At 30.9% G+C, this 23,399-nt stretch carries 21 protein-coding genes, 2 pseudogenes and 1 riboswitch; of the genes and pseudogenes, 16 read left to right on the top strand and 7 right to left on the bottom strand.

The window, feature by feature from the left end:
• Positions 1-108: 108 nt before the first annotated feature.
• The 3 genes from ABID96_RS11395 (at position 109) to ABID96_RS11385 (ending at position 4,571) form a co-directional block, all read left to right on the top strand.
• Entirely contained in the window at positions 109-2,025 is a 1,917-nt protein-coding gene (locus ABID96_RS11395; protein WP_192602155.1) for a hypothetical protein, read from the top strand.
• A complete protein-coding gene (locus tag ABID96_RS11390; protein WP_192602154.1) occupies positions 2,015-3,892 on the top strand; it encodes a hypothetical protein in 1,878 nt (625 codons plus the stop codon). The genes ABID96_RS11395 and ABID96_RS11390 overlap by 11 nt, the downstream gene beginning before the upstream one ends.
• Positions 3,893-4,013: 121 nt before the next feature.
• Positions 4,014-4,571: a hypothetical protein gene (locus ABID96_RS11385; RefSeq protein ID WP_087999517.1), complete on the top strand. Its 558-nt coding sequence runs from the start codon at positions 4,014-4,016 to the stop codon at positions 4,569-4,571.
• A 42-nt stretch (positions 4,572-4,613) separates the two neighbouring features.
• Here ABID96_RS11385 and ABID96_RS11380 read toward each other — a convergent pair whose 3' ends face one another.
• Positions 4,614-4,805, bottom strand: a complete 192-nt coding sequence (locus tag ABID96_RS11380; RefSeq protein WP_192602153.1) for a hypothetical protein — start codon at positions 4,803-4,805, stop codon at positions 4,614-4,616.
• A 138-nt stretch (positions 4,806-4,943) separates the two neighbouring features.
• Positions 4,944-5,411: a MerR family transcriptional regulator gene (locus ABID96_RS11375; protein ID WP_192602152.1), complete on the bottom strand. Its 468-nt coding sequence runs from the start codon at positions 5,409-5,411 to the stop codon at positions 4,944-4,946.
• Positions 5,412-5,663: 252 nt separating this feature from the next.
• Between ABID96_RS11375 and ABID96_RS11370 the strand changes: the two genes are divergently transcribed.
• On the top strand, positions 5,664-7,007 hold the full coding sequence (locus tag ABID96_RS11370) for a hemolysin family protein (protein WP_377896866.1): 1,344 nt from the start codon (positions 5,664-5,666) through the stop codon (positions 7,005-7,007).
• A gap of 55 nt (positions 7,008-7,062) precedes the next feature.
• Here the strand turns inward: ABID96_RS11370 and ABID96_RS11365 are convergent, their stop codons facing one another.
• Positions 7,063-7,452 carry a DUF1694 domain-containing protein gene (locus ABID96_RS11365; protein ID WP_192602151.1) on the bottom strand — a complete coding sequence of 130 codons (390 nt, stop codon included), beginning with the start codon at positions 7,450-7,452 and terminating at the stop codon, positions 7,063-7,065.
• Positions 7,453-7,718: 266 nt separating this feature from the next.
• Here ABID96_RS11365 and ABID96_RS11360 point away from each other — a divergent pair.
• Positions 7,719-8,821: pseudogene (locus ABID96_RS11360) on the top strand (histidine kinase N-terminal domain-containing protein).
• 27 nt (positions 8,822-8,848) lie between these two features.
• Here ABID96_RS11360 and ABID96_RS11355 read toward each other — a convergent pair.
• A complete protein-coding gene (locus tag ABID96_RS11355) occupies positions 8,849-9,613 on the bottom strand; it encodes a DUF4397 domain-containing protein (protein WP_192602150.1) in 765 nt (254 codons plus the stop codon).
• A gap of 190 nt (positions 9,614-9,803) precedes the next feature.
• A riboswitch (purine riboswitch) is annotated at positions 9,804-9,905 on the top strand.
• A 28-nt stretch (positions 9,906-9,933) separates the two neighbouring features.
• Between ABID96_RS11355 and ade the strand changes: the two genes are divergently transcribed.
• The 6 genes from ade to ABID96_RS11325 all read left to right on the top strand — a co-directional run bounded on the left by ade (position 9,934) and on the right by ABID96_RS11325 (position 15,130).
• A complete protein-coding gene (ade, locus tag ABID96_RS11350) occupies positions 9,934-11,661 on the top strand; it encodes an adenine deaminase (RefSeq protein WP_192602149.1) in 1,728 nt (575 codons plus the stop codon).
• A gap of 191 nt (positions 11,662-11,852) precedes the next feature.
• Complete coding sequence (locus tag ABID96_RS11345) at positions 11,853-11,972, top strand: YjcZ family sporulation protein (protein ID WP_087999524.1); 120 nt, start codon at positions 11,853-11,855, stop codon at positions 11,970-11,972.
• A gap of 197 nt (positions 11,973-12,169) precedes the next feature.
• Positions 12,170-13,579: a lysine 2,3-aminomutase gene (gene kamA, locus ABID96_RS11340; RefSeq protein WP_087999525.1), complete on the top strand. Its 1,410-nt coding sequence runs from the start codon at positions 12,170-12,172 to the stop codon at positions 13,577-13,579.
• Positions 13,569-13,868 (top strand): YokU family protein, encoded by a 300-nt coding sequence (locus ABID96_RS11335; protein WP_192602148.1) that lies wholly within the window; start codon positions 13,569-13,571, stop codon positions 13,866-13,868. Before kamA ends, ABID96_RS11335 begins: the two co-directional genes overlap by 11 nt.
• A 42-nt stretch (positions 13,869-13,910) precedes the next feature.
• The gene (locus ABID96_RS11330) at positions 13,911-14,132 is read left to right on the top strand and encodes a YozE family protein (protein ID WP_192602147.1); all 222 of its coding nucleotides are present in this window, start codon (positions 13,911-13,913) and stop codon (positions 14,130-14,132) included.
• Positions 14,133-14,461: 329 nt separating this feature from the next.
• Positions 14,462-15,130: a hypothetical protein gene (locus ABID96_RS11325; RefSeq protein ID WP_087997713.1), complete on the top strand. Its 669-nt coding sequence runs from the start codon at positions 14,462-14,464 to the stop codon at positions 15,128-15,130.
• An 11-nt stretch (positions 15,131-15,141) separates the two neighbouring features.
• Here the strand turns inward: ABID96_RS11325 and ABID96_RS11320 are convergent, their stop codons facing one another.
• Positions 15,142-15,309: a hypothetical protein gene (locus tag ABID96_RS11320; protein ID WP_158093123.1), complete on the bottom strand. Its 168-nt coding sequence runs from the start codon at positions 15,307-15,309 to the stop codon at positions 15,142-15,144.
• A gap of 152 nt (positions 15,310-15,461) precedes the next feature.
• Here ABID96_RS11320 and ABID96_RS11315 point away from each other — a divergent pair, with 152 nt between their 5' ends.
• Positions 15,462-15,638, top strand: coding sequence for a YozD family protein (locus ABID96_RS11315; RefSeq protein ID WP_087997714.1), 177 nt, complete (start codon positions 15,462-15,464; stop codon positions 15,636-15,638).
• Between the two features lie 92 nt (positions 15,639-15,730).
• Complete coding sequence (locus tag ABID96_RS11310) at positions 15,731-16,354, top strand: phosphatase PAP2 family protein (RefSeq protein ID WP_192602146.1); 624 nt, start codon at positions 15,731-15,733, stop codon at positions 16,352-16,354.
• A gap of 216 nt (positions 16,355-16,570) precedes the next feature.
• On the opposite strand, the gene ABID96_RS11305 is transcribed toward ABID96_RS11310, so the two are convergent.
• A complete protein-coding gene (locus ABID96_RS11305) occupies positions 16,571-16,777 on the bottom strand; it encodes a hypothetical protein (protein WP_192602145.1) in 207 nt (68 codons plus the stop codon).
• A gap of 125 nt (positions 16,778-16,902) precedes the next feature.
• Positions 16,903-17,220 (bottom strand): thioredoxin family protein, encoded by a 318-nt coding sequence (locus ABID96_RS11300; RefSeq protein WP_087997716.1) that lies wholly within the window; start codon positions 17,218-17,220, stop codon positions 16,903-16,905.
• A 168-nt stretch (positions 17,221-17,388) separates the two neighbouring features.
• Here ABID96_RS11300 and ABID96_RS11295 point away from each other — a divergent pair.
• From ABID96_RS11295 to ABID96_RS11285, 3 genes and pseudogenes are all read left to right on the top strand, one after another.
• Positions 17,389-18,541 (top strand): annotated as a pseudogene (locus tag ABID96_RS11295) (exonuclease SbcCD subunit D).
• A gap of 2 nt (positions 18,542-18,543) precedes the next feature.
• Positions 18,544-21,624 carry an AAA family ATPase gene (locus ABID96_RS11290; protein ID WP_192602143.1) on the top strand — a complete coding sequence of 1,027 codons (3,081 nt, stop codon included), beginning with the start codon at positions 18,544-18,546 and terminating at the stop codon, positions 21,622-21,624.
• A 408-nt stretch (positions 21,625-22,032) separates the two neighbouring features.
• A complete protein-coding gene (locus ABID96_RS11285) occupies positions 22,033-23,388 on the top strand; it encodes an amino acid permease (protein WP_192602142.1) in 1,356 nt (451 codons plus the stop codon).
• The last annotated feature ends 11 nt before the right edge of the window (positions 23,389-23,399 follow it).

The raw sequence follows: 23,399 nt of genomic DNA, 5'->3' as shown, positions 1-23,399 counted from the left end.
TCAGTTATAGTACAAGCCAATCAATATAGAAAAATAAGTGAATATTCATAAATTACGAGAAAGCAACGTAAAATGAATGAGGAATGTCGGAAAGTGGGGGAAATGACCTTGAAATTAAAACGCGCATTGACCCAGAAATTAGCTAAAAAAATGCATAACTTTTTATTTTTGGGAAAAATCGTTACTGAAAGAATAGTAGATAATGAGAAGCAAACTTTATTGTACTATGAAGACGAGGATTATATCCGATTTTATGTTGAATGTTTATCACCAATACCACAAAAATTAAAAGTAAGTTTTTCAACACAAGAAGTACTCTTTGTAGGAACAACAGCAAATAAAAATAATGAAAGTAAAATAAAGCCTCTCATTAAAAATAAGAAAAAAGATGAAATTATAGCAGGATTAAAGAAGATTTTTGACACAAAACTAGTTATGTTTCGCCTTGAATATGCAAATGAAGTCATTACGGTTGATATTGTGGACTTTTATGACGGAAAGAGAGACACAACTTATTCATTATTACCGGTTATTGAATTACGAGGTGAAGGAAAACGTGAAGAAGTAGAAAATCGCCTGATTAAAGGCTCTTTACCGATTCATTTGCCTAAGTATTATAATGATTTCGATCAACCAGAATTTGTATATTACGACAACAGACTATATGGAAATCTATTTTTAAAGTCTATGATGAACGATATTAGTTATTTAGAAAAACAAAATCAAGTTACTTACCAAGAATATGAGGTAGAAGAACTAAATAATTCGTTTATCCATTCTAATCATTTAATCTATTTTATCCCGGAAAAACATTGGGAAGAATTGAAAAAGAATTATAAAAAAGAATGTAAAGAATTAATTTATACACAAGATTATCAAGAAAAGCAGACATTTCCAATTGAATGGACAATTGATCAAAGTGAAAATGCATTTATTGAACGCTTTTATCAAAATTGTTTACAACAAGGATTATTATATGAAAAGAAAGATATTATTAATTTTCATATTTGCTGTAAGTTCCAAGCATTAACCATATTAGGTGGCGTAAGTGGAACTGGTAAGTCACAATTAGCAAGAATTTATGGAGAGACACTAGGTCTAGAATTTAGTAAGGAATTACTTTTTGTGCCAATCACCCCTTCTTACAGGGAACATTATGATCTATTAGGCTATTTGAATCCATCAACTGGAATATATATAGATTCAGAGACTGGATTAACAAAATTACTAATTGAAGCAGAACAATTCCCACATCGTATGTATATGGTCATATTTGATGAGATGAATTTATCTCAAATTGAGCATTGGTTTAGTAAATTTCTTTCGATTCTTGAAATGCCTATAGAAAAACGAGTCATCACCTTATTTCATGATCACAATGTTGTTATTAATCAATTCTATAAGCCAAAAGTAAAAATAGGAAACAATATTATATTTGTTGGAACAGTAAATTTTGATGAAACTTCGAGTGAATTTTCATTAAGATTACTTGACCGTGTTAATATTATTTCACTCCGATCAACTTCATTCGTTAATTATTATGAAAGAATGAAACAAGAAAATATATATGAGTCTGTACCACAAGTTTATATAAACGCCGAATTATATAATGACTGGACAAATTATACATCTAGTTCTCTGGAACTAACAAAAGATGAACTTAGTTTTTTTGATGAGTTTAATAATGTAATTGAACAGTCACTAAGTGAAAGAATTATTTCACCACGTATGATTAAAGATTTATCCAATTATTTAGTTAACATCCCAAATCTTCCTTCGCATAATCAATTTGAAAGAAAAGAAGCGATAGATCTATTTGTCAAACAGCGGGTGTTAACGAAGGTCCGTGGCTTACTGGCAAACTTAGAGGAATTAATTGGAACAGGTGAAAATAATGAACAAGAAGGAATTTTAATTTCATTAATGCAATCAAACCTTGGACGAAAAGTTTCGGATTTTGAACATTCCATTCATGAACTGAAAAAGAAGAGAAAGCAATTGGAGATTGATGGATATGTCAACTAACATTGCGGTTACAGAAATTAGTAATGAAGCAATCTATTTACCATTTTTATTGTCAATTAGAATAGGAACTAGAGGAAAAGAGGATAAAATACAATTAAATACATTAACATCGAAATCTAAGGATGCCTATTTATTTACGTATGAGATCCAAGAATTAAAACGATTTTTTTTCCAAATAGAAGGAGAATTTGACGGAAAAGTAACATTTATTTGGAATAATTTATATCATTTTCAACAGGAAAATTTAGATGATCAGCAATATATATTTACAAATGAAAATAGAAAAATTTTAATTTACGAACATGGAAAAACGGAAAATGCATATCCATGGAGATGTGGATATTATGAGTTTTGTATTAAATACCAGGAACAACGTTACTTTGGAATGGTCAAAATTATCCCAAAGAATCTAGAATATGACCAGCTAGAGTGGATGCATGAAAATTTGAATCAACAAATAAACGGAATCATGAATGATTCACAGTATTTTAAAAAGTCATCAGCAACTTTAACTCAAAATGGTACGATGTATTTTTGGCCAATCATTCGGTTTATTGAAGCAAATGAAGAAAGATTATTAGTGGCAATACAGCAGTTTAAAAGCAAGTTGAAGCGGAAACAGAAAAAAGAATATGAATTACAAAGAAAAGTGAAAAAGCTCGATTTTACTACTTTAAGATGGAATTTGATGCATCCCGCCATATCGAATGCTACTAATTTAACAATGCAGCCTGTTTTATTAGAGGAAAACTATATAGATGAAATTAAATATGCAAAAAATAAAGTAAGGAAATTCATTTTAACCATTGAAACATTATTAGCATTTGTAAAATATGAGTTGGTGAAAGATACAAAGAAAATGGAACAAATCGATTTTCAAGTCCAAGATATCGAAAAAATGATGCAAAATGTAGTAGGAAATGGATCAATCACTGAAAGAGAAAAAGCAAAATATCGTCAATCAAAATTATTAAAAGAAATGGAATTAGATAAATTAAAAATAAGTGTCACGGAAAAAAATAGAATTACATCATCACTTGAAAGTTTATATGAAGTATATTTTAGAGAGTATACGCTTGGTATTTTTCGAATTACATCAGACACGCACACTTCGAAGTATCCGACAAGTCCTTCCAAAGTATTTTTAAATTTTATCCATTCATTAAGCTTATTTGATAAAAAAGTGAAAGAATATGGAAAAAAACAAATGTTATTGCCAGTTTATAAACCAACTTTTTTATTATATGAGTATTTTGTTTATTTCTCGATTTGTTCTATCTTTTTAAAAATGGGATTTAATAATCCAAATGACCCATTAGATGAACAAATATTAATGCATATTAAAGATGATGAATTAATGGATGGAGCGAATGTAAAGCTGGAAAATAAAGATTGGGTTATAGATTTGGTATACAATGAGATTATTGAAGGTAGTCCTCAAGTCTCATTATTAAAAGGTACTAATTTTTTTAGCGGAGAAGAGTCAAAAAAACCAGATATCCGACTAGATTTTTATAAAAAAAAGTCTGCTGAATTTGCAGGTTCAATTATTTTTGAGATTAAATATAGTCCTATGTTTAATATTTTTCAACCGGTTGGAAATACAAAAGCGATGGAACAGATGTATAAATATTGGGGTTTAAAATATGTAGAACGTGTAAATGGCAAGCTTTCATATGTCAGAAAACCGATTCAAGAAGTAATTTGTTTATATCCTGGCAGTAATGTTCACCGAAAGGTTCTAGAAGCTGGATGTGGAACATATATTCAGTTTTATCCAAAGAAAAAAGGTGAGGATCATTATGAGCTAATCGGTGAAAAAGAATTATTAGAGATCATTAATCGGACAATCGTAAATTTATTGTGAAATTTATACAAAAATATAAATGTATGCGTTTACAAATATTAGAATATTTTGTTAAGATATTAAAAATGGGATTTTTTAATAAATTGTTAATCTAACAATTATATACAAGGATGGGGTTATTGTGTTTCGTATTATTCATACAAAAGAAGAGAACTTATTATTTGATGAGCTTTGGGGAGATTTTTGTGAAGAAAACGAAATACCTTTCTTAAAAAGAACGAATGATGTAATGCGATATGGAATCTGTGATACAGAGAAGAAACTAATTGGGACAATCGAATTTGATAAATATGATGTAAATAATAAAAATAATAACGAGTATTATTATAATTTTACAGATAATAAGTATATTAAATATATTCAAAACGAAGAAATCTATGAAATTAGTAAATTACTAATCAATCGTGAAAATAGGGGGAAAGGGTTTTTTAAACAAATCTTATTAGCTTGTTATGACCATGCAAACCAAACGAATGCTGATTGGTATATAGGTACGATTAATAAAAGATTGTACATGTTTGCAAGGAGTGTCGGATTTAAAATATTGCCGATCGATGAATACTTTGATATTAATGAAAATATTATTGCCGTACCTTTTTTACTGGATATCAAACATGCAATTAAATTATTAAAATACTCAAATGAGTTTAAAGAAATTTTAATGTATTATGATAAGTAAAAAAGAACTCAGGTTTATGAACCTGAGTTTTTTTGCATTACCTTATTCTTGTGCAAGCACTGATGCAGTACTGTTTGTATGATTGTACGCATTTTGACATGCCTGAAGTGCTTGTTCAATTAATTCATGATTATGTGGTTTTTCAACTGTTTCAAGTGCTGACTGTAGATTTTCTACCGCATGTTTTAAAGCTGAAGTTGCATCCTCTGTGTATTGACGAGCATTTTTGTTCATTGTTATTCCTCCTTTCATCCTAAAAATTATTTTCACCAACTGAATCCAGAAGTATGTAAAAAAACGTAGAAGACGTTCTCCTACGTTTTAAAATATTAAAAACTATATACAAGTAAAGATTTGTTGCAAATTCAATCATTACACACCAAAAATTGATAAAATTGCAAATCTTTTTTTCGGCTTAAATGCAACAATCTTCTTTTGATCTTCTAATTCCGTTTTTAATGTACTAATGTTTTCATTTAATTGAAGTACTTCGTCTCCAAGCTTACTAACTAATTTTTTTAAATCTTCAATTTCTCTACGGTGTTCTAAAATTTGAACTGAAACGACTTCATTTGCTTTAGTTTCAAGTTTTTCTTCTATTTTTTCTAATTTTTGACTTAATTCAATGATGTGTGATGTGTTAACTAGATCATTTTGTTTTGGTTCAATAGGCTGGATTGAAGCTTCGTAAATTTCTTTTATTTGCATCATTTGATCTTCTGTGAATAAATACGTACCATTAGACGATTTCTCTACATTAAGCTTCCCTTTTTTTGAAAATAATAAAACTTTTTTATTAGTTAATTGAAGCTGCTCAGCTACTTGAGAAGTTGTATACATTTTCGTTCCTCCTCTAAATGGTTTATATACTTAACATTCTTTTTGTACTTAAAATGTCCTTCACAATTGACAAAACTAGTGCCTGCTCGTCAAAAGTTCTTATAATACGTACATTATGAAATGAATGGTCGAAATTTGAAGCTACAAAAAATTTTGATAACAAGTCCTATATCTGAATATACTAAGTTAAACCTGTAATAAAATAAGTTGTAAGAAGAGTGTTTTCTACTTCCAATTGGAGGGATGAAATAGTTGTCGGATATAGGTACTAAATTATTATTAGTTGTTTTATTAATTGCCTTTACTGCTTTTTTTGTGGCATCTGAATTTGCGATTGTTAGAATTCGTAGTTCACGAATTGATCAATTAATAGGTGAAGGAAATAAAAAAGCGCAAGCAGTAAAAAGAGTGATTTCTCATCTTGATGAATATTTATCTGCATGTCAATTAGGCATTACAGTTACTAGTTTAGGTTTAGGTTGGTTAGGTGAACCTACGATTGATAAATTATTACATCCGGTGATTGATCAATTAAATCTTCCTGCAACAGTAAGTGAAACAATAACTTTTTTAATTGCGTTTGGATTCATTACTTTTATTCATGTTGTGGTGGGAGAGTTGGCTCCAAAAACTGTCGCCATCCAAAAAGCAGAGGAAGTAATTTTACTATTTGCACCACCATTGATTTTATTTTATAAAATTACGTATCCATTCATTTGGCTATTCAATAATTCAGCAAGACTTGTCTTGAAATTATTCGGAATTCCGCCTGCAAGTGAGCATGAAGTAGCTCATTCAGAGGAAGAATTAAGAATTTTACTCTCTGAAAGCTATGAGAGTGGTGAAATTAATTCATCCGAATATAAATATGTAAATAATATTTTCGATTTTAATATGCGTGTTGCCAAAGAGATAATGGTTCCAAGAACAGAGATGGTTGCAATTGATATGAAAGTTCCTTTTCATGAAAATATTCAATTTATGAGTTTAGAAAAGTACACGCGATTTCCAGTTGTTGATGGCGATAAAGATCATGTTATTGGACTCATTAATTTTAAAGACGTTTTTACTGATTTCGTATTACATAAAGGTGAACCTGAAGTAAAAACGCTCGAACAGTATATTAGACCCATAATTCAAGTGATTGAGTCAATTTCAGTGCATGACTTACTTGTCAAAATGCAAAGAGAGCATATTCATATGTCAATTCTCGTTGATGAATATGGTGGAACTTCTGGATTAGTAACAGTAGAAGACATACTAGAAGAAATTGTCGGTGAAATTCGAGATGAATTTGATGTAGATGAAAAAGAAGAGATTTTTAAAGTAAATGAAAATAAATATACTATAGCAGGTAAAGTTCTAATCAGTGAAGTAAACGATGTATTTAATTTAGATATTGATGATACAGATGTTGATACAATTGGTGGCTGGATCTTAACTGAGAATTTCGAAGTGCAAGAAGGGGATACAATAAAAGTTCATCCTTATACATTTAAAATTCTTAAAATAGACGGACATTATATTAAATCGATAGAAATAACGAAAGATACTATTAAAAATCAACAAACAAATGAAAATAGCGCAACTGATTAATTAAATCTATTGCGCTTTTTGTTTATTCTGATAATAAATTTCACGTACCGTAATATTAAAACTGCGTTGAATGATATAATTCGTCCTTAATGAAAATTTCATTTTTATCAACCGCATTTTTATGTGCAAGAACTAATCCTATCGGAGTTGGAGTTGGTAAATTATTAACGAGAGAGAAGGGAAGGTTTGTTTTTTTAGCTAATTTAATATATTTTGAAATAGCTGTGTATGGAAGAGTGCCATTCAATAATAAAGTTAGACTCTTATTTGAGAAATTAACCTCAATTTGAGAATAAATCGAATTTGCCATTACTTGGCTTGTTGTAAGTGCGATCTCGACTCTTTCTCGAATGGTACCTAAAAAAACATTTCGTTCTTCAATTTTTATTTGCTTTTCACCATAAATTCCTTTTATCAAATAATCTTCAACATTATTTCCAGCCATTTTTTTAACCCTTCCTTCTTTCTTTTCTTTATTGTATCTAATTGTATCGTATTCTTCCTTGCTCATTATTGACAATTTTGTATATATTTAATGGTTATAAAGTATGATAAAATCAGTGATATATTAAAAAAAAATGTAATATTGTCGCATAAGAATACAACCATATTACTAATTCGACATTTTTTGTAATTTTTACTTAACGAATTTTTAAAAATTTGTTACTATTTAATTAATAATGTATTTACTTGGAGGTGTTCCTTATTGATATGACAATCGAAAGTAGGTATAGTTCTTTTATTAAAGACAACATGCCTACGCTAGTTAAAAATTGGGTCTCAGAAGCGTTGATTAGCGATCATGATCCTTTTAAATCTGAAATTATCATTAATGGAACAAAATTGATTGATTTCACTTTATTATATTTAGAAGAAAAGATCGATGAAGCACAAATTCAAGATTTGGCTTTTAAAATTGCTGAAGAACGAGCGCAAGCAATCGCGAACATAGGAGAATTTGTATATAATTCGAATTTAGGTAGAAGTGAATTATTCAAACATTTATCCGCCTTTGGTGAGAATATTGGAGAAGTACAACCTTTAATTGATAAAATCAATTATGTATTTGATCAATTTATATATTATACTGTCAAAAGATATTCATACATAATAACTCAGGACATTGAAGAAAAAAACAATTTATCGATGAGACACATAAGGAAAGACTAACAATTCTAGGGCAAATGTCAGCTAGTTTTGTACATGAGTTTAGGAATCCGCTCACATCAATCATTGGTTTTGTGAAACTCTTACGAGTAGATCATCCACAATTAAAATATTTAGATATTATAGATCATGAATTACATCAATTGAACTTTAGAATTGATCAATTTCTTCATGTTTCCAAAAAAGAACATGATCAGGTTGTAGAATACTTCTTGATTAACGATCTTTTCAAAGATATCACAGAATTTCTATATCCAAGTATTGTGAATTCAAATGTGGTCTTACAAGAAGGTTTAACACAAACTATTTATATACCAGGCTTCAGAAATGAATTGCGTCAAGTATTATTAAACATTTTTATGAATTCAATTGATGCGCTGTCCGAAAATAAAGGTCAAAAAATTATCCAATATCAAGTAGCAGATATTGGAGATAAAGTTGTCATTCAAATTCGTAACAATGGTCCTAAAATAAACGAGGAAAATATATTAACGATATTTGAACCATTTGTAACCACAAAAAATCATGGTACAGGTATTGGTTTATTTGTATGCAAGCAAATAATCGAAAAACATGAAGGCGAAATAAAATGCTTATCAGATGATCAATGGACCACATTTTACATAACACTACCAAAGAGACCATAAAAAACTCGGTTATATAACCGAGTTTTTTTATTTTAACATCAATACCTCAAATGCTGTATCCTCATTCATCAATCCGATTGAGATAATATCATAAATCTTATTTTTTTGAAATGTTGATTTATATAAAGGATAGAGGATTGACTTTGTTCCCGATAATCGAAGTTCCAAATTGACTGTCATAGGTGTTAATGAAAGATAGTCAGATGTTTCTTTGTAAGAAACATTTGAAAAGACAACATCACCTTCACCTTGTTTAACTGCTAAATCAAGTTGAGGAGCTATGTTAGCAAGGTGAGTAAAACGAATTTTTGTTTCATTCATTGGTAAATATGGGTCATCAACTATTTGTAAAATGCTTAACTGGTTTAATTGATATGTCAGTGCAATAGTGTAATAACGAGTTTTTTCAAGAAGAAGTGTTTCAGTCTGTAAAGGTTGAGTTAAATTATTCGAATCATATATGTCAATTTGATGGTTCCCTGAAGAAAGTTCAAAATAATTTGAAGCGTTTTTATAAGATAAATCTGTAATTTGCAATCCATCAAGAAAGATATGAAATGTAGACATAGTTGGAACGACATTCAAAAATCTAGCAAACGATTTTTGTTTTATTTTCTCCATATTAATATCTTCAATTTTCTGAAGCGTAATAGCGTTAATTTTTTGAACAAAATTGCTTTGTTTTTCATAATATTGATGTAAAAAGTTAGTTAGAAGATGATGAAAGTCAGAAGATTGGACGTTTTTTAATGAATTCAGTGAATCATTTTCATTCTGTTTTCCTTCCTTCAAAATGATACCTCCCTTTATAGCCCTCGCATGTAAAATCGTATTCAATAACGAGAAAATTATGAATTATTTTTTATTTTTCTTTATGAAAATAGTCATTGATTTTTATAGTCATAATTTAATAGAATACTTTTAATATAGTTTTTTACAGACAACTAAATATAGGCTAATTAAGTTCTTACACTGATTGTTTTTAGGTGTTTCTTAATGCGCTCGTATAATTTTGGAAATAAACGGTCCAAGAGTTTCTACCAAACTGCCGCATAGTTTGACTACGAGAGATATGACATAACATATTCTCTCCTAATTTTAGGAGGAGTAAAATGAACTTACATGAAATGAAAGCTTCTATAAAAGCTGAAAAAGCGGATTTTTTAATTATTAACGGAAAAATTCTGAATGTTTTTACAAAAGAAATTATTGAGGAATCTATAGCTGTGACAAACGGGATTATTGTGGGTATTGGTGATTATGAAGGAAAAGTAGTCATTGATGCGAAAGGGAAATACATTTCTCCAGGTTTCATCGACTCACATGTTCATATAGAATCTTCAATGGTTACACCTAGAGAATATGCTAGAACAATCTTGCCGCATGGTGTGACAACAGTTATCACAGATCCACATGAAATAGCAAACGTATCAGGTGTTGAAGGGATTCAATTTATGCTAGATGAATCTGAAAATTTACCACTTGATGTTAGAGTTATGTTACCTTCGTGTGTTCCTGCAACATCACTAGAACGTGGTGGAGCAGTTTTATATGCTGAACATTTAGAGGCGTTTATGAAGCACCCTAGAGTACTTGGTTTAGCCGAAGTAATGGATTATCCTTCAGTCATGTCAATGGAAAAACAAATGATGGATAAAATTCAATTAGCTTATAAATATCAAAAACCGATTGATGGTCATTTAGCTGGCCTCGGTAAGAATGAAATCAATACGTATGCTTATAGTGGAATCCTAACAGATCATGAATGCACAACTGTAAATGAAGTATTAGCTAGACTTCGTGCAGGGATGTATGTTGCACTAAGAGAAGGTTCTGCAGCGAGAAATTTAATTGATTTACTACCTGCAGTCAATGAAAATAATTCAAACCGGATTATGTATTGTACAGATGACAAGCATTTAGATGATCTTTATAAAGAAGGTTCAATTGATTTTTGTATTCGTACAGCAATCGCATTTGGAATTTCACCTATTACTGCTTACGCTATGGCAACTTTTAATCCCGCTCAATGCTATGGCCTTAAACAGAAAGGTGCGATTGCACCAGGTTATGAAGCCAATTTTGTTTTCATAAATGATATAGAAAAAGTGGACATTACTGATGTGTGGATCAAAGATCAATTTATCGTTTCAAACCAGAAATTAATCGAGTCAACTGTACAAAAAGAAACTAAAAATCATATTTCTACATCCATAAGTTTAGGTGATATTAGATTAGAAGATTTTATGATTAGTTGTGATGGAATGAGTTACGCAAACATCATTGAAATCAATCCAAAAAGTATTGTAACTAGCCATATAGTGGAAAAAATAGCAAACGCTGATGATCAACAATTTACTGCTAGTGTAAAAGAAAATTTATGTAAAATCGCTGTTATTGACCGGTACCATTCTGAAAAAGAAATTGGATTAGGCATCGTTAAAGGTTTAAATTTAAGGGAAGGTGCGATTGCAACTACGATTGCACATGATTCACATCAATTGATTGTTGCTGGAATGAACGATGAAGATATGTACTTGGCAGTCAAAACTGTAAAGGAAATGAATGGTGGAATAGTAGTTGTCGCAAACGGACAAATACTAGCTAAATTATCACTACCAATTGGTGGATTGATTAGTCTAAATTCAGCTGAAGAAGTCGAACATGGATTAAATTTAATCGAAAATGCACTATTGCAGATTCGTCCAAATAATAATTTTAATGCATTTTTAACATTATCATTTCTTGCTTTACCAGTCATACCAAGCATCAAAATTACAACTAAAGGTTTATTTAATGTAAACACTTTTCAATTTATCCCTTTATTTATCCATAATTAGATTAGAAAAAAGACTCCTAGAAAGAGTCTTTTTTCTTTTAGAGTCACTGTCTGTATTTGTAAATGAGGTAAATTACTTACGATTGAAACTAGACTCATATCTAAATTGGGCATCTGTCTAGAACAAAATTGGGGAAATTACATAAGTTATAAGTGTACTATCTCATTACCTATGTGAAGGAGGCAATACTCATGAAAGGTTATTCTCCATATTATGGTGGCGCTTGCGGTGGATGCGGCGGAGGATTCGCGTTAATCGTAGTTTTATTTATTCTGTTAATTATCATCGGTGCAACATTTGTAAAATACTAAAAAACATTGAGCGTCAGCCACAGGAACCGACTAACAAATCGTTAGTCGGTTTCGTTTTTTACTTTTACTATTCCCTTATAGTTAGTAGAGCCCTTTCACCTTCTATTTATAAAATGCATATAAATAAGTAGGTATATAACTAGTAATCTTCTGAATTTTAAATGACTGTCCTACAATGATTAAAAGGAGGACCTTATGTGAAAAATCAACTTTATAAACCACAAAGGCATTGGAAAGACATACCTCTATGGAAAGATGTAACAGATGAACAATGGAATGATTGGCTTTGGCAGCTTACGAATACTGTGCGGACTTTAGATGACTTAAAACAAGTTATTGATTTAACAAAGGACGAAGAAGAAGGCGTTAGAATTTCAACAAAAACCATTCCTTTAAACATTACACCTTATTATGCGTCTTTGATGAATCCAACAGATCCACGATGTCCAATTCGTATGCAATCTGTTCCGATTGGAAAAGAGTTAAATAAAACGAAATATGATGCAGAGGATCCACTTGGAGAAGATGATGATAGTCCAGTGCCTGGGTTAACTCATCGTTATCCAGATCGCGTTCTATTTTTAGTAACAAATCAATGTTCTATGTATTGTCGTTACTGTACAAGAAGACGTTTTTCGGGTCAGATCGGAATGGGTGTACCAAAAAAACAACTTGATGATGCAATATCTTATATACGTCAAAATTCAGAAATAAGAGATGTTCTTATTTCGGGTGGAGATGGATTATTAATAAATGACAATATTTTAGAGTATATATTAAAAAATTTAAGAGCAATCGAGCATGTTGAAATTATCAGAATTGGAACTAGAGCACCAGTAGTGTTCCCTCAACGTATTACTGAGAATTTATGTGAAATTCTAAAAAAATATCATCCTGTGTGGTTAAATACTCACTTTAATACGAGCATTGAAATCACGGAAGAAGCTAAAAAAGCATGTGAAATGTTAGTAAACGCAGGTGTTCCCGTAGGAAACCAAGCTGTTATTCTTACTGGCATAAATGACAGTGTACCGATCATGAAAAAACTAATGCACGATTTAGTAAAAATTCGTGTGAGACCTTATTATATTTATCAGTGTGATTTGTCTGAAGGAATTGGTCATTTTAGAGCACCAGTTGCAAAAGGACTAGAAATAATTGAAGGATTAAGAGGCCATACGTCAGGTTATGCAGTACCTACTTTTGTAGTTGATGCCCCTGGTGGCGGTGGGAAAATTTCACTTCAACCAAATTATATTGTTTCACAAAGTAGTAAAAAAACTGTTTTAAGAAATTTTGAAGGAGTCATTACCTCATATCCAGAGCCAGAAAATTATACAGAAGATACAGCTGAAGATTATTTCTCACTTGTGTATCCTGATTATTTACAAAAGGCAGCTAAAGTAGGGATTGCGAGTATTATGACAGATCAAGTGCAAAGTCTCATTCCAAAAGATTTAGATCGAATGAAAAAAAGAGAGCAGTATCAGGAAGACCCAACACATAGTTCTTTAAAAAATAAACGAGAAAAACGAGATGAACTAAAGGAAAAAAAATTTAAAGCTCAAATTCAAAAAATGGATGGAAGTGAAAAGAATGACGAATAATGCGTTAAAATGTGACTGGTGTCAGGAGGATAATCTAGAAGAATTGAAAGCTGTTGTTCATTGGGAGTTACCTGATGGCTCCCGCGCAATCACAATAACGAATGTTCCGTCATTTTATTGTGAAAAATGTAAATTTACTTATCAAAAAGAAGATCTAGTAAAAACAATAGAAGATCAATTATTACTAATTTCTACTGAATTACTTCCAGTTTCTGTTTCATTTGAAGAATTAATGAAGCAACCAAGATTATTAAAAAGAAATTATTTTGACTTCTCGTCATATAACTAGTATTTTTAATTTATAAATATGAGAAACGATTGAGGGAAAATCATGAAAAAGTCATTTTACCATTACATGATGAAACATAGAAACTATAAAGTACCAACAGATATTGGATTATTTGCAGATCATCTTTTTAATGATCACTCCTTTCCAAAACAAGCATTTGACTATGATGGAATTAGCTCATATTTAGAATTAGACGGCACTTTTAACATGCCAATGAGCGTCTTTGATCAAGCTTGGAATTTATATGAGGAAGAAGAAAATTAAGATACAACAATTGTTGTATCTTTTTTATTTGGTTAAATTTCGCTTTCGCCTTATGCTTGTCGGAGCTGAACAGTCGCCTCCACTTTTCAAATGTCTAGTCCCAGCGACTTGCCCCGCGAGTCATAAGTCAAATCTCATGAAAGTTAAAAAGCAACTTTCACTGATCTTCGCCTTATGCTTGTCGGGGCAGAGCTAGTCGCTTCCACTTTTCAAAATAGGCTATTCCCTTTTTTTATTTGATTGGAAAATGACAGACAATTATTGTGCTTTTGCATAGTATACAGTAAAAACGTATGAGCCACGACGGATGTAAAAGGAGGTTAAAGAGGATGACAAAGAAAAAACAACCTAAATATAACGTAGATGATATTGTCGTGATAACGTTATATGGGACTGTCGGTAAGATTACAAATATCAAACTGATGGACGGCATATTTGTTTACGAAGTGAATAATCATGATGGTTTGTATGTTGAAAATACTCTTCAGCTTCTGAATGAATATGATGGCAAAAAACTTGAAAAAGAGTGGATTGAGGTAAATTATTCATTTTCTTTTGGGGATTTAGTTCAGGTGAATGGATATGAAAAAGAGATTTTTCGTATTGTTGGTTATCGTACAGAGGTTTGGCGTTATAAAAATGATGCTTGGGAAGACACAATCTATGAACTTGCCCGTATAACAGATGGTGAATGGTTAGAAGCAGATGAGACTGATTTAACCTTAATTGCGACAGCACAAACTGCAAATACAATTCTAAAAAAACTTAGAAATGATAAAAATGGGATTACAAAATTAGATTTAGAAAAGCTTCGTTCAATGAATGATTTTAATAAAAATAGAAATAAGACAACGAAATTAGAAATTATAGATGGGCTATTAGATATATATAATGATTATGCTGTTCTATATTCTATTTTTCAAGATGAGGAATATAAAATCGTGATGGATCTTGTTTTAAAAAATTTAAATAAATTTTCAGAAAAGAAAACAAATTGAGAGAGGATATTCTACAATAATTGTAGAATTATATGAATCATAAAAGGTATGCCTAACCCTATTAAAATGAAAAAGATAACAGATGTAAATTTTTCTACAGTTGCTTCAAATAATTCTTCATTAAACATTAATTCTTTCATTTTTAAGCTTGAGTTTGATTGCTTGTCCACTTTTAACATTTACATCATTCTCCTTTAACATGTTTTATTTGAATATATGCTTGTCATTGTTGTATTATGCTAAAGGTTACATATTAATAATTTAGGTGCTTGGAAAGGTTTTTTTCATATTTTCTCATTTTGAACATATTAACTAGTAAGGGGTGATGCTAGTGAAAGAAATTGAAGTAGTGATTGATACGGAAGAAATTGCAGAATTTTTCTATCAACAGCTCATTCAGCGAGGATATGTGCCTGAAGAAGAGGAAATTGAAGAATTGGCCGATATTACTTTTGAATACTTATTGGAAAAATGTATGATTGATGAAATTGACGAAGAAGATGAATAGTCATGAAAGTGGCGACGGGTGCTCTCGTCGTTTTTCTCTTTGTATTTAATAGTACAAGCGGGAGACCTATCTATTTTTAGTAGGAGGAGTTTATGAAAAAAAATAATTGGATAACCGTTTTTACTGCAATTTTTTTATTTGTTTTGTTAGGTTTGATTTATGAAACGAGTATGGTCAAAGCAATTGACGATGCACTGTTCGATTTTTTTGTTTCGGTGCGCTCAGATTCGCTAGATTCATTTTGTTATTTTTTAAGAGACTTTGGTTCTTCTAAAATGTATCTAAGTTTTGCTGTAGTTTTATTAATTTTTTCTATTATTCGTAAACGTATATGGACAGGAATTTACTTATTAATCACTTTGCTTACTGCAAGATTAGTAGTTCAAATCATCAAAGGTATCTTTGAACGGCCACGTCCATCAGCAATGTATTATGTTGAGAACGGATTTAGTTTTCCAAGTGGTCATGCTGTAATGGCAACAAGCTTTTTCTTAACTTTAAGTTTCATCTTGATCATCTTAGATACTAATTTATTAAAACAAAGAAAAATCATTCAAATAACCGCTTTAGCCATTATTTTATTAATATCATTTAGTAGAATTTATTTACACGTTCACCATTTTTCGGATATTGTTGCAGGATGGTTAGTAGGATATGTATGGTATAGCATTTGTAAAAATGTATTTATCTTTTTACATGAATGTAAACAAATTTAAATTTTAAACACCTTATTTGTTATATAGTTTATCTATATTCCAACTAGGGTGTTTTTTAAATTGATTATACAAAACATAAATTTTATAAAGATCTTTTATGGATAACATCCAAAAGGACAATATCCTTGTTGTAAAAATAATGTATATCTAATCGTCGCGTCAGTTGCTTTATCAAACTCTCTAGAACGATATCCAAATGTTATGACGACATGCACTTCATAAGGTGATTTGATTTTTAGCGTACGTATCAATTGTCGTTCTAAAGAACATTCCTTCCTGGTCTGAAAATCCATAATCTATACCACTTAAAACAGAATTTGCTTGGTAAATTTTATATGGGAATGTTTTAAAGACTCGAGTAATCGATCTACCGCCTATTATTTTTTCTGGAAATCTAACAACATCTTCTATCATGTTTAGCATATTACACCACCTCAAGTGATGTATATGCATCTATTCAAGTCCAAATTGCCTATATTCATGTAAAAAAACCTGCACTTACGATAAGAGCAGGTTTTTTAGGTAATTTCTATTCCTATTTTACTGAATTACTCGAATTTCGTTAAAAATTCTTCAACTTGTTCTGGCGTTTTAGCATTGGCACTATGTAAGTGACCAATTTTTTCTCCATTTTGATAAACAAGTAAGCTAGGAATTCCCATAACTTGTTGTTCACTAGCGATTTCTGGGAACTCATCTCGATCCATCGTATACCATTCAAACGATGGATGCTCTTCAATTACTTCTCCAACAAACGCATCAAGACGTGAACAATCTGGGCACCATGTAGCATAGAATTTTACGACTACAGGCTTTTCACTACTAATAACTTCCTCATATTTTTTTACATCAATAATTTTTTCCATAATGGCCTCCCTAGAATCTAATAATTATATTTTGAATGATAACTTATAGTATTTCAATTATTTTAACCGCTATATTCCAATTTTTAAATTCTAAATGAAAAAAGCATACAAACGTTCGTATGTTGATGTAAAATAGAGTAAACTAGAAGTTCAAATGAGGTGTAAAAAATGAAATTTATTCATACAGCGGATTGGCACCTTGGAAAAATTGTTCATGGTGTTCATATGACAGAAGATCAACGATATATTTTAAAAGAATTTATTAATATCATTGAAGAAGAAAATCCAGATGCAGTGATTATTGCTGGCGATTTATATGATAAGAGTATATCTCCAACTGAAGCCATTGAATTATTAAACGAAGTATTACATCAAATTGTTATAGAATTAAACACACCGATACTAGCTATTGCTGGAAATCATGATAGTGCTGAACGAGTTGAATTTGGAAGCAGTTTTATGGAAAAAGAAGGCCTTCATATTGTTGGGAAATTTCAAACCCCTTTTAAGAAGGTCATAATGAACGATGAATTTGGTGAAGTTCATTTTTATTTAATTCCTTATGTAGAACCAAGTATTGTACGTTATGTATTACAAAATGATGATATCCACTCACATGATGATGCGATGAAAGCAATCATAAATAAAATAAGAGATGAAGAATTAGATTCTTCTGCAAGAAATGTTTTTGTCGGACATGCATTTGTCACGAATAATGGACAGCCATCTGATGAAGAAACTGAAGGCGAACGTACTTTAGCAATTGGTGGTGCAGAATACGTATCTCACCATAATTTCCAACATTTCAATTACACAGCATTGGGTCACTTACATCGTGCGCATTATGTTGGAAATCAATCTATTCGATATTCAGGATCTCCTTTAAAGTACTCTCTTTCTGAGGAAAACCATAAAAAAGGATGTTTAATTGTTGAGTTAAATGGTGACGGTGAAGTATCTGTAACCAAAAGAGACTTTAATCCTAAGCGTGATTTGAGAACTGTTGAAGGAACAATAGAAGAAATAAGGAAGCAACCAATCAATGAAGATTATGTTTTCGTAAAATTGACCGATGAGCATATGGTCGTTCAACCGATGGAACAAATCCGAACGGTTTATCCGAATGCTATGCATGTCAGTAGAAAGAGGATTAATACTGAGAGCACGATTGAAAGTAACAAAATATGTTGAAAAACAATCAAAAAATCAACTTGAGCTATATCAATCATTTTATAAAGAAATGACAAATGATGAATTAAGTGAAGAAAATGAAGAATTTATGAAAGAAATACTACATGATATTTTTGTAAAGGGAGAATAAGAATGAGACCATTAGAAGTTATTTTACATGCATTTGGTCCATACAAGGACAAAATCCATGTAGATTTTAATCAATTAAATGAAAAAGGATTATTTGCGATTACTGGTCCGACCGGAGCAGGTAAAACAACAATATTTGATGGTATTTGTTTTGCACTATATGGTGAAGCGAGTGGTGAAAACCGAAACGACCAAACTTTATTACGAAGCCATTTTGCAGATGATGAAGTGTATACAAGTGTTGACTTAACATTTGAACTGAAAGGAAAGCACTACAATATCTTTAGGCAAAAAGGTCATCAAAAGAAACAAAATAAAGGTATCACAGGTGACAAAATAGAGTTTTATAAAATCGAAAATAGTGAAAAAGTTCCTTACTGTCAAGAATTTAATAAAACTACGATTGTTAATAAAAAGGTTGAGGAATTACTGGGGATTAATGCAGATCAATTTAAACAAATTGTTCTACTCCCTCAAGGTGAATTTCGGAAATTATTAGTTTCCGATACGAAGGAAAAAGAAGAGATTTTACGTAAAATCTTTAAAACCGAATTATTCGATAAAGTGAAAGATACAATTGGAATTGCAAGATCTAAAATGGAATCAAATTTTAGAAATCTAAAGCAAAAAATTGTCATTAAATTAGAAACGATAGAAGATTTGCTATTAGAAAAAGGTATTAATATTACTGAGGATGCTCAAATAAACATTCATATCGTTAATGAAATTTTAGGTGAACATATTTCAACAATTGACGAAGAAATAAAGCAACTTGAAGAGAAAGAAAAGATACAAAAAGCTCAAAAAGAAGTTCTCCAACAAAAATTATATGCTGCTGAAACGCATAATAAAAACATTGACAGATTACAAGAGTTAACCGAATTGATCACATTATTAAATGATCAACAAGAAGAAATTAATCAAAAGAAATCAAAATTATCAATGGCTACTAGAGCAGAAAAGGTACTGCCACAAAAGAATGAACTTGCCAAGCTGAACGATTTGATTGTACAAGCTAAAGAAAATTTACAAAAAGAACAGCATTCGTTAACCGAAATCTTTCAATTAATCGAAACGATTTCATTAAAAGTTGATACACTTCCTGAAAAAAATAAGGAGTTATCAAATTTTGAACATCGTTATAGTCAATTATTAGAACTGAAAGATAGTATAGTGAACTATCAAAAACTTGAAGAGATTTATGTAATGAAAACCAAACAGTTAAAGCAACTTGAATTAGATGGACAAAAACTTCGAGATCAAATAACGAAAGAAAATGAAGAGCTTTATCAATTAAAAAATGAGTTTATTAAATTTGAAGGTATTTATGAACAGTGGAATCAAATCACACTGTTGAAACAGCAAATACATCAAAAAGGTGGCTTCGCAAAACGAATTGTCTTTGCAAAAAACGATTTAGATGGAAAGTTAAAAGATTATGATGTTAATGATGCCATTATAAAAGAACGTGTGACTAAATTGAATAGTTTAGAAATGAACATGTTGCAACAAAGAGCAGCATATTTAGCAAAGGATTTAAAAGACCAAGAAGAGTGTCCAGTTTGTGGAAGTACCCACCACCCTTCAATTGCAAAATTTGCAGGCGATGTAAATGAACATGAAGTTGAGGTATTAAAAGCTGAAGTAACTAGATTACAAAATCAATTAGCAACAAAGAATGGTGAAATTAAAAATTTAGAAAATACAATTCAACTTGATCAACAATCGTTTATCGAGGAATATGGAATTTTTGAATTTTCAAATGAAGGTCTCCTTTTATTAGCTAATGAATTTAAAGAGATTGATGCGAATTTATCAAGTATTTCAGAACGAAAAGAATCCTTTGAAAAAATTCAAAAAGCTTTAAAAGAAAAAGAGCAATTTATTGAAAGTTTAACAATAAAGGCAACTGAATTAGGTAATGTTGTATCAGAGTGCTCAACAAAAATCAATGAACTAAAAGTTGAAAAAGTTCAAATTGAAACGATGTTACCTGAAACGACTAGAACTTATGAAGCGTGGAATCAAGATGTAAAAAAATACGAAAAAAATATACAAGAACTTCAATCAGAAATATTAGAAATTGAAGGAAGTTACAAACGACTTTCAGAACAAAAAACAATTAAAGAAACAACTTGTTCTCATCTTGAACATGAAATAAATCGCCTAACTACTGAAATCAAAATTTCACAGAATTCCTATAAAGAAAAATTGAGTGATTATCAGTTTAGTCATGAAGAAGAGTTTTTGATTGCCATTGAATTAATTCAGTTTATTGATGAATATCAACATGACATTTCAAAGTATGAAGAAAATAGTCAGAGATTAATAACTGAAAGAGACATTCTCGAAAAACAAGTGCAATCAAAAGAAAAAATCGATGAGAATGAATTAAGGCAATCGTTGCAATTAATCGCTCAACAAGCCGATCATATTTTAAATGATATCATTCGAATTCAAGAATTATCTAAACGATTATCACAATTACGTATAGACTTACAAACATATCAGGAAGAGTACGTGAAAACAGAAAAGAAATTGGCAGGATTAAATGATCTTTATAAAGTTACTAAAGGTGATAATGAAAAAATGATTTCATTTGAACGTTATGTACTTTTAGACTACTTTGAGCAAATTATTGAGTCTGCCAATGTACGCTTGGATCATCTGTCAAATGGACAATTCCAATTACAAAGAAAAGATTCAGTTGAAAAAGGAAGAAAACAAAGTGGATTAGGACTGGAAGTGTATGATTCATATACTGGTCTTGCAAGAGATGTTAAAACCTTATCAGGGGGCGAACAGTTTAATGCTTCACTTTGTTTAGCACTTGGTATGGCGGATATTATCCAGGCTCATAAAGGTGGCGTTTCAATTGATACATTGTTTATTGACGAAGGTTTCGGTTCATTGGACGATGAGTTACTTGCAAAAGCAATTGACACACTGATCCAACTCCAAAAGTCTGGTCGATTAATTGGTGTTATTTCACACGTTCAAGATGTAAAAGACGCAATGCCAGCGGTTATTGAAGTTCATAAGACAAATCATGGATACTCTGAAATATCTATTGTCGTAAAATGAGATAAACATAATTCATCTCGCCGTGAGTGAGCTGATTATATTTTTTCATTAAAAAATAATTTTTTAAAAACCTTGATCATTCAATTTGGATTATCAAGGTTTATTTGTTTTTCACTGAAAGGTGCAGTGAATGTAAAATATTTTAAATATTCTAATTGTATTTATTGTTATAATTTATTATAATACAAGACATAACAAATAAAGATTCTATGAAAGGAATGTGAAATTATGGATTAAATAGTAAAGAATTAGTTTTGCCTTTTAGAAAAAGCTTGGCCATAAAAATGTAATACTTTGCTAAACATCGAAACAATTCTTCATATCATACAATACGGCAACCAATTTTTAAATGCGTATTAGATTATACGAGTTTACGAATCTTGTAATTTAAATTGGGAGGAACTCAATATGAGTAAAGGCACGCTTACGCGAAAACTGGGTTTTTGGTCTGCTTTAGCTATTGCTGTTGGAACAACTGTAGGTTCAGGTATTTTTGTCTCGTCTGGAGATGTTGCAAAAGCTTCTGGAACACCTTCAATCGCTATTTTAGCTTGGATCATCGGTGGAATTATTGCAATTCCTCAAGTTATGGTATTAGCTGAATTATCGACAGCTTATCCTGAAAACGGAAGCGGTTACGTGTATTTGAATAAAGCGGGATGGAGACCGCTAGCATTCCTTTATGGTTGGGCGGCATTTTGGGCCTTGGATCCACCTTCAATTGCCATTATGGCTTTAGCGATTGTTTCTTATGTTTCTACCTTTTTTCCATTTTTCTCTGGAATGGCAGGTAAATTATTAGGAATAGCTATTATTCTCATCATTACTTCTATTCATTATCGAAGTGTAAAGGTAGCGGGTATTTTTCAAGTAATCATTACTGCGATTAAAATCATTCCTTTTTTAATTGTTATTTTTTTAGGATTTATGTACATGAATACTGGAAACTATTTTTATACCCCAACAACTGGCGAAGTGGAAACAAGTTTAATCGGTGGTGTATCTGCGACTACTTGGGCTTACACAGGAATGGCGGCCATTTGTTTTATGGCTGGAGAATTTAAAAATCCAGGTAAAGTACTACCTCGCGCTTTAATTAGTTCTGTATTCATTGTCATGATTTTGTATACACTTCTTGCTGTTTGTATTATTGGCCTAATGCCTTTTGAAAATTTAATGAGCACAAATGCAGCTGTTTCAGAGGCCATTAAGTATATCCCTGGTTTATCAGATATTGCATCGTCATTTGTAGCTGTAACAGCAATCATTGTTATTTTAGGATCATTAAGCTCTTGCATTATGTTTCAGCCTCGATTGGAATATGCAATGGCTAAGGACGGGCTATTTTTTAAACGTTTTGCTCAAGTTCATCCAAAATATGAAACGCCAAGCTTTTCAATCATCGTTCAAGTACTATATGCCTGTATTCTTGTGTGTGCTAGTAATTTAACTACATTACTCGGATATTTCACACTTACTCAATTAATGATTAATATTATGGATTTTGTAGCGGTATACAAATGCCGTAAGAGAGAAGATTATAAACCAATTTATCGTATGCCGGTTTGGAGAGTTACCACAATATTGGCTATTCTTGGCGCATCATGGCTTGCTTGGGGAACTTTTACTTGGGCACCTATACAAGGTATGATTGCAGCATTTATTGTCATCGCAACAGGCCTACCAGTCTATTTTTACTGGGAAAAAAAATATGGAGTAAATGTTAAAAATCATAAGGATCATACAATAAACGATTCAATTTAAGGAGGAAAAGC

The sequence above is a fragment of the Gottfriedia sp. OAE603 genome (genome assembly GCF_040543965.1).
In the GTDB taxonomy this organism is placed as follows: domain Bacteria; phylum Bacillota; class Bacilli; order Bacillales; family Bacillaceae_G; genus Gottfriedia; species Gottfriedia solisilvae.
Note: the sequence above shows the minus strand (reverse complement) of the source record. Positions and strands in the feature narration are given on the sequence as shown.

Excerpts from the sequence above, each read along its gene's own strand:
- ABID96_RS11390 (WP_192602154.1), top strand. The coding sequence starts at position 2,015 with ATGTCAACTAACATTGCGGTTACAGAAATTAGTAATGAAGCAATCTAT.
- ABID96_RS11380 (WP_192602153.1), bottom strand. The coding sequence starts at position 4,805 with ATGAACAAAAATGCTCGTCAATACACAGAGGATGCAACTTCAGCTTTA.
- ABID96_RS11375 (WP_192602152.1), bottom strand. The coding sequence starts at position 5,411 with ATGTATACAACTTCTCAAGTAGCTGAGCAGCTTCAATTAACTAATAAA.
- ABID96_RS11365 (WP_192602151.1), bottom strand. The coding sequence starts at position 7,452 with ATGGCTGGAAATAATGTTGAAGATTATTTGATAAAAGGAATTTATGGT.
- ade (WP_192602149.1), top strand. The coding sequence starts at position 9,934 with ATGAACTTACATGAAATGAAAGCTTCTATAAAAGCTGAAAAAGCGGAT.
- ABID96_RS11345 (WP_087999524.1), top strand. The coding sequence starts at position 11,853 with ATGAAAGGTTATTCTCCATATTATGGTGGCGCTTGCGGTGGATGCGGC.
- ABID96_RS11335 (WP_192602148.1), top strand. The coding sequence starts at position 13,569 with ATGACGAATAATGCGTTAAAATGTGACTGGTGTCAGGAGGATAATCTA.
- ABID96_RS11330 (WP_192602147.1), top strand. The coding sequence starts at position 13,911 with ATGAAAAAGTCATTTTACCATTACATGATGAAACATAGAAACTATAAA.
- ABID96_RS11325 (WP_087997713.1), top strand. The coding sequence starts at position 14,462 with ATGACAAAGAAAAAACAACCTAAATATAACGTAGATGATATTGTCGTG.
- ABID96_RS11320 (WP_158093123.1), bottom strand. The coding sequence starts at position 15,309 with ATGTTAAAAGTGGACAAGCAATCAAACTCAAGCTTAAAAATGAAAGAA.
- ABID96_RS11310 (WP_192602146.1), top strand. The coding sequence starts at position 15,731 with ATGAAAAAAAATAATTGGATAACCGTTTTTACTGCAATTTTTTTATTT.
- ABID96_RS11305 (WP_192602145.1), bottom strand. The coding sequence starts at position 16,777 with ATGCTAAACATGATAGAAGATGTTGTTAGATTTCCAGAAAAAATAATA.
- ABID96_RS11300 (WP_087997716.1), bottom strand. The coding sequence starts at position 17,220 with ATGGAAAAAATTATTGATGTAAAAAAATATGAGGAAGTTATTAGTAGT.
- ABID96_RS11290 (WP_192602143.1), top strand. The coding sequence starts at position 18,544 with ATGAGACCATTAGAAGTTATTTTACATGCATTTGGTCCATACAAGGAC.
- ABID96_RS11285 (WP_192602142.1), top strand. The coding sequence starts at position 22,033 with ATGAGTAAAGGCACGCTTACGCGAAAACTGGGTTTTTGGTCTGCTTTA.